Genomic DNA, 6,752 nt, shown 5'->3' on the forward strand with positions numbered 1-6,752 from the left:
GGCTAGGCGTGCCGACGCAGACAGTACATGTAGTACGGCAAGGAGGCGCAACGACGCCAGGGCGGTTTTGTTGGCGGCTCTAAGTCGAGAAGTTCAAACCAAAACCAAGGAGTGAGACATGAAGAAGTTTTCCGTACTGGCGGTGGTTGCAGCAACGTGTGCACTGTTCTCTGCTTATGCGCAGGCGGCAGGCGGTGAAATAGCCGTGATCGTGAAATCGGCAAATTCCAACTACTGGCAGAACGTTCAGAAGGGCGCGACGGCCGCCATGGGCAAGGCGAAGGGCTACACGATGACCTTCCAGGGCCCCGCAGCAGAATCGGCCATTGCCGACGAAGTGAACATGGTCGAGAACGCCGTCAACCGACATGTCGCGGGCATTGTCCTCGCGCCGTCAGACCCGGATGCGCTGGTGCCGGCGATGAAGAAGGCATGGGAGGCGCACATCCCGGTGGTGCTGATCGACTCGATGGTGTCCGATTCCGGCAAGCAGTATTACCAGTCATTCCTGTCGACCGATAACGCGAAGGCGGGTGAGTTGTGCGCGAAGGCGATGATCGACGCTGTCGGCCAGACCGGCAAGATTGCGATCATGTCTTATGTGCCGGGCGCGGGGTCCGAAATCGGCCGCGTGGGCGGCTTCAAGAAATACATCGAGGCGCACTCGAAGCTGCAGATCGTTGGGCCGTTCTACTCGCAATCGCAGATGGCCACGGCGCTGAACCAGACGACCGACGTGCTGGCCGCCAACCCCGATCTGAAGGGCATCTTTGGTGCGAACGAACCTACGGCGGTCGGGATGGGGCGCGCGCTGCAGCAGTCGGGCAAGAGCGGCAAGGTGGCGGCTATCGGCTTTGACGGCAACCAGGACCTGCAGGGCTTCGTGCGCGACGGCACGATCCGCGCAATCGCCGTCCAGAGCTCGTACCAGATGGGCTACAAGGGCATCGACACGGTGGTTAGCGTGATCGAGAAGAAGCCCGTACAGAAGCAGGTCGACACGGGCGTGATGATGGTCAACAAGCAGAACCTCGATTCGCCCGAGGCCAAGAACGTCCTGTACTGACGATTCATCGCAACAAGGGGCGTGGCGGAGCGTCGTTCGCCGCCATGCCGGCTGAATCCCTTTCCTGAACGGCGCAGTGTTTTAACTCCATTGCCGGAATGGGCCACCGCCAACGTGGCCCGCGCCGGAACGCAGACGCAATGAGACTCCAAGGAAAACGCATCCTCGTGACGGCGGCTGGGCAGGGTATTGGCCGGGCGAGCGCGATGATGTTTGCAAAAGAGGGCGCGCAGGTGCTCGCCACCGATATCAACGCAGAGGCGTTGGCCACGCTGGCAGAGACCGCCGGCGTCCGCACCTTGCGCCTGGATGTGACGGACGCCAATGCCGTTGCCATCCTGGCACGCGAAGAAGCCGCGTTCGACGCGCTGTTCAACTGCGCGGGCTTCGTGCACCCCGGCAGCATCCTCGAATGTTCGGAAGACGACTGGGCGTTCTCGTGGCAGCTCAACGTGACGTCGATGTACCGCCTGACGCGTGCGCTGTTGCCGAAGATGCTGGACAACGGCGGCGCATCGATCATCAACATGGCCTCTGCCGCATCAAGCGTGAAGGGCGTGCCGAACCGCTTCGTGTATGGCACGACCAAGGCCGCCGTCATCGGGATGACCAAGGCGATTGCCGCCGACTTTGTGGCGCGCGGCATTCGTTGCAACGCCATTTGTCCGGGCACGGTGGAGTCACCCTCGCTCGAGCAGCGCATTGCCACGCAAGCGCAGGAACAGAACGTGCCGATCGACACCGTCCGCGCCGCGTTCGTTGCGCGCCAGCCGATGGGCCGCGTCGGTACGGCAGACGAGATTGCCGCGCTGGCGACCTACCTGGCTTCGGATGAGTCCCGCTTCACGACCGGCACTTGCTGCGTGATCGACGGCGGCTGGTCCAACTGATTGGTTTGATTGATTGCAGTCCACAAAGACAACACGATGAAACTCCTCCGCTACGGCCCCAAGGGCCAGGAAAAGCCCGGCCTGCTCGATGCGCAAGGGCAAGTGCGCGACCTGTCGGCCGTGATTGACGACATTGGCGGCGCGGCGCTGCTGCCCGAGAGCCTGGCTCACCTGCGCACGCTGGACATCAGCCGCCTGCCCATCGTCGACGGCACGCCGCAAGCCGGCCTGCGCCTGGGCGCTTGCGTGGGCAACGTGGGCAAGTTCATCTGCATCGGGCTGAACTATTCCGACCATGCTGCCGAAACCGGCGCCGAAGTGCCGGCCGAGCCGGTCGTCTTCGGCAAATGGACCAGCGCCATCTGCGGCCCGAATGACGACGTGGAAATTCCGCAGGGTTCGGTGAAGACCGATTGGGAAGTCGAGCTTGGCGTGGTGATCGGCAAGGGCGGCCGGTACATCAGCGAGGCCGATGCGCTCGCGCACGTTGCGGGCTACTGCGTCATCAACGATGTGTCGGAGCGCGAATACCAGCTCGAGCGCGGCGGCACGTGGGACAAGGGCAAGGGCTGCGACACGTTCGGCCCCATCGGCCCGTGGCTTGTCACCGCAGACGAGGTGCCCAACCCGCAGGCGCTGCATCTGTGGCTGGAGGTGGATGGGCGCCGTTACCAGAACGGATCGACGTCGACCATGGTGTTTGGCGTGGCGCATCTGGTGAGCTATCTGAGCCGCTTCATGAGCCTGCAACCAGGTGATGTGATTTCCACCGGCACCCCGCCGGGCGTGGGGCTGGGGCAGAAGCCGCCGGTCTATCTGCGCGCCGGCCAGACGATGCGCCTGGGCATCGAGGGTCTGGGCGAGCAGCGCCAGCGCACGGTGAACGCGCAAGGCTGAAGGCACGCATTCCGCAATCCCGAACACGATACTCATGACCATCATCCGATCCCTGCGCGTGCTGGACGTGCGCTTTCCGACTTCCCAGCATCTCGACGGCTCCGACGCGATGAACCCGGACCCGGATTACTCCGCGGCCTACGTGATCCTGGAGACTGACCAGCCGGGCCTGGAAGGCCACGGCCTGACCTTCACCATCGGGCGCGGCAACGAGGTGTGCTGCGCCGCCATCGAGGCGATGCGTCATCTGGTGGAAGGGCTGGATCTCGACTGGATTCGTGAAGACATGGGCCGCTTCTGGCGCCATGTCACGTCCGACAGCCAGTTGCGCTGGATCGGCCCGGACAAAGGCGCCATCCACCTGGCCACGGGCGCGGTCGTCAATGCCGCATGGGATCTGTGGGCCAAGGCCGAAGGCAAGCCGCTGTGGCGTCTGGTAGCCGATCTCACACCGGAAGCATTCGTGCGCTGCATCGACTTCCGCTACATCACCGACGGCATCACGCCCGAAGAAGCGCTCGAGCTGCTGCGCAAGCAGGCGCCGGGCAAGGCCGACCGCATCCGCACGCTGGAGCAGGAAGGCTACCCGTGCTACACCACGTCCGCCGGCTGGCTCGGCTATGACGATGACAAGCTGCGCCGCCTCTGCCGCGAGGCCGTGGACAGCGGTTTCCGCCATATCAAGCTCAAGGTGGGGCGTGATTTGAAGGACGACATTCGCCGCGTCTCCATCGCGCGCGAAGTGCTCGGGCCGGATCGTGAACTGATGATCGATGCCAACCAGGTCTGGGAGGTCAAGGAGGCCATCGACTGGGTGCGCGAACTCGGTTTCGCGAAGCCGTGGTTCATTGAAGAGCCGACCAGCCCGGACGATGTGGAGGGTCATCGTAAGGTTCGCGAAGCCGTCGCCCCCGTCAAGGTGGCGACCGGCGAGATGTGCCAGAACCGCATTCTCTTCAAGCAGTTCATCATGCGCGGCGCCATCGATGTCGTGCAGATCGACGCGTGCCGGCTAGGTGGTGTGAACGAGATACTGGCTGTGTTGCTGCTGGCGGCCAAGTACGGCTTACCGGTGTGCCCGCATGCCGGCGGTGTGGGCCTGTGCGAGTACGTGCAGCATCTGTCGATGATCGACTACATCTGCGTGTCAGGCACGCGCGAAGGGCGTGTTGTCGAGTATGTCGACCACCTGCACGAGCACTTTGTCGACCCCTGCGTGGTGCGAAACGCCGCCTATCTGCCGCCGCAGGCACCGGGTTTCTCCATCACGATGAAACCGGCATCGCTTGAGCGATACCGCTTCCGGGGCTGATGCGATGACGGTACCTGCGCTGCCCGTGCCACGAATAGACGCGCACCAGCATTTCTGGCGCTATCACCCCGAGGCGTATTCATGGATCGGCCCCGGCATGGAAGCCCTGGCCGAAGACCGCCTGCCTGCCAACTTGCTGCCCGAGCTGCGGGCGCAACGCCTGGACGCTGCGATTGCCGTGCAGGCGCGCGGCGTGCGTGAGGAGACGGATTTTCTGCTGGGCCTCGCCGCTGCGCACGACTGGATTGTCGGCGTGGTCGGCTGGGAAGACCTGCATGCCGCCGATCTTGAGGCCCGCCTCGAAGCCAGGAGCGGTGAGCACAAACTGGTCGGCTTCCGGCACACCGTGCAGGACGAGCCCGACGTCGCGGCGTTCTTGTCGGACCCAGCCTTCGAACAAGGCGTCGCGTTGCTGCAGCTTTGGGGCTACACGTACGACGTGCTGGTGTTTGGCCACCAACTGGAGCCCGCCGTGGATTTCTGCGGCCGGCACGATCGCCACTTGCTGGTGCTGGATCACCTCGGCAAGCCACCGCTTGAAGCGTTCGAGCGTGATGCACAGGCCCTGGCGAGGTGGCGGGCCGCACTTGCGCCGCTCAAGGACATGCCGCACGTCTCCTGCAAGCTCTCCGGCCTGCTGACCGAAGCCGATTGGCGAAAAGGCGTGACTGTGCGCGACGTTCAGCACGCGCGCCAATGCCTTGACGTGGCACTCGACGTGTTCGGCCCCGACCGCGTGATGTTTGGGTCGGATTGGCCGGTGTGCCAATTGGCGGCGTCGTACGGCACGGTGTACGACGTGCTGCATGTCTGGGCCGAAGAGCGGCTGAGCGCCACTGAACGCGCCGACCTCTGGGGTGGCACCGCCGCCCGCTGCTACAACCTGCAACTCAAGGCTTGAACCATGGATTTGCATCTGCAAGACAAAGTCGTAATCGTCACGGGCGGCGCAGCCGGCATTGGCGCGGCCATTTCGCTGCAACTGGCAGCCGAAGGGGCCATCCCCGTCATCTGTGGCAAGAGCCCGATGGCGCCGGCGTTTGAAGCCGAGCTGATGCGTCGCCAGCCGAAGGCACGCTTCTTCCAGTTCGATCTGGAAGATGAGGTCGATTGCCGCGGCATGGTGGACGAAACCGTGCGCGAGTTCGGACATATCGATGGCCTCGTCAACAACGCCGGCATCAACGACAGCGTGGGATTGGACGCGGGCCGCGACGCCTTCGTGCGCTCGCTGGAAAAGAACCTGATCCATTACTACGTCATGGCACATCTGTGCCTGCCGCACCTGAAAGCGAGCCGAGGGGCCATCGTCAATATCTCGTCGAAAACGGCGTTGACGGGGCAAGGCAATACGAGCGGATACACCGCCGCGAAGGGTGCACAGCTGTCGCTCACTCGGGAATGGGCGGCATCGCTGGCGCCGGATGGCGTGCGCGTCAATGCGGTCATTCCGGCGGAGGTACTGACGCCGCTGTATGAACGCTGGATTGCCACGTTCGACAACCCCGATGCCAAGCTCGCAGCAATTACATCGAAGATTCCGCTCGGCCAGCGCATGACCACCGCCGACGAGATTGCCAGTACCACGGTCTTCCTGCTCTCTGCACAGGCCTCGCACACGACGGGGCAGTGGGTATTTGTCGATGGTGGCTACACGCACCTCGACCGCGCCCTGACCTGAGGTTGCCATGCGCTACTGCCTTGCTCTGGATCTGAAAGACGACGCGGCGCTCATCGCCACGTACGAAGCCCACCATCAACGCATCTGGCCGGAAGTTGCGCGGCACCTGCGCGTGCACGGCGTGACCGGCATGGAGATCTATCGGCTGGGCACCCGCATGGTGATGCTCATGGAGACCGACGACGCCATCTACGACGCCGAGCGCATGGCGCTTGCCACCGACACGGACCCGAAGATCCGCGAATGGGAAGCGCTGATGTGGCAGTTTCAGGCGCCCACACCCTGGACGCCCGCGGGGCAGAAGTGGATACCGATGAGCCGCATTTTCGATTTGCAACAGCAACCGCAGTAGAAGCAATTCCGGCCGTGGCCGGCATGACACCAGAGAGAGGAGATGACAATGAAGAAACGAGTAACTTGGCCGCTCTGCGCGGCAATCGTGTGCGCGGCCGCTGGCGCCGCGCATGCACAAACCAACGTCACGCTGTACGGCCGCGTCGCCAGCGGCATCGACTACCAGAACAACGTCGCTCCCACCGCGACCTCGCCGGGCGGCAGCCTCTGGCGCGCCGCCGACAACCAGTGGGGCACGAGCATGTTCGGGTTCATGGGCAAAGAGGATCTGGGCGGTGGCCTGCAGGCGGTCTTCCGGCTGGAATCCGGCTTTGGCGCGGCCCAGGGCAAAACCAACGGTGACGCGCTCTTTAACCGCCGTTCGTATGTCGGCCTGTCCAGCCCGACCTGGGGCACGTTGACGGCCGGCAAGAACCTCTTCATCAGCAATGACGTCTGGTTCCTGGACCCGACCGGGCAGCAGTTCATCGGCTCGGCCACGCTGGTGCGCGGGCGCAACTGGCAGGGTGCCAACAACATCGTTGAATACCAGAGCCCGACCTGGGGCGGCTT

General features: G+C 63.8%; 8 protein-coding genes. All 8 read left to right on the top strand.

Translation table 11 applies throughout. The annotated features are described in order from the left end of the window. Positions 1-118 precede the first annotated feature (118 nt). Positions 119-1,066 carry an ABC transporter substrate-binding protein gene (locus NKG59_RS13375; protein WP_045204074.1) on the top strand — a complete coding sequence of 316 codons (948 nt, stop codon included), beginning with the start codon at positions 119-121 and terminating at the stop codon, positions 1,064-1,066. 140 nt (positions 1,067-1,206) lie between these two features. After that, positions 1,207-1,956: an SDR family oxidoreductase gene (locus tag NKG59_RS13380; RefSeq protein WP_045204073.1), complete on the top strand. Its 750-nt coding sequence runs from the start codon at positions 1,207-1,209 to the stop codon at positions 1,954-1,956. A gap of 36 nt (positions 1,957-1,992) precedes the next feature. Further along, positions 1,993-2,853 carry a fumarylacetoacetate hydrolase family protein gene (locus tag NKG59_RS13385; protein ID WP_253537460.1) on the top strand — a complete coding sequence of 287 codons (861 nt, stop codon included), beginning with the start codon at positions 1,993-1,995 and terminating at the stop codon, positions 2,851-2,853. Positions 2,854-2,887: 34 nt separating this feature from the next. Next, positions 2,888-4,165 carry an L-fuconate dehydratase gene (locus tag NKG59_RS13390; protein ID WP_253537463.1) on the top strand — a complete coding sequence of 426 codons (1,278 nt, stop codon included), beginning with the start codon at positions 2,888-2,890 and terminating at the stop codon, positions 4,163-4,165. A gap of 19 nt (positions 4,166-4,184) precedes the next feature. Next, positions 4,185-5,066: an L-fucono-1,5-lactonase gene (locus NKG59_RS13395; protein ID WP_253537519.1), complete on the top strand. Its 882-nt coding sequence runs from the start codon at positions 4,185-4,187 to the stop codon at positions 5,064-5,066. A 3-nt stretch (positions 5,067-5,069) separates the two neighbouring features. Then, on the top strand, positions 5,070-5,846 hold the full coding sequence (locus NKG59_RS13400) for an SDR family oxidoreductase (RefSeq protein ID WP_253537466.1): 777 nt from the start codon (positions 5,070-5,072) through the stop codon (positions 5,844-5,846). A gap of 7 nt (positions 5,847-5,853) precedes the next feature. Next, positions 5,854-6,198, top strand: a complete 345-nt coding sequence (locus tag NKG59_RS13405; protein ID WP_232042757.1) for an L-rhamnose mutarotase — start codon at positions 5,854-5,856, stop codon at positions 6,196-6,198. A 48-nt stretch (positions 6,199-6,246) separates the two neighbouring features. Next, a partial coding sequence (locus NKG59_RS13410; protein WP_253537469.1) for a porin occupies positions 6,247-6,752 on the top strand: 506 nt, incomplete at its 3' end.

It is taken from the genome of Ralstonia chuxiongensis (genome assembly GCF_024158925.1).
GTDB lineage: Bacteria > Pseudomonadota > Gammaproteobacteria > Burkholderiales > Burkholderiaceae > Ralstonia > Ralstonia chuxiongensis.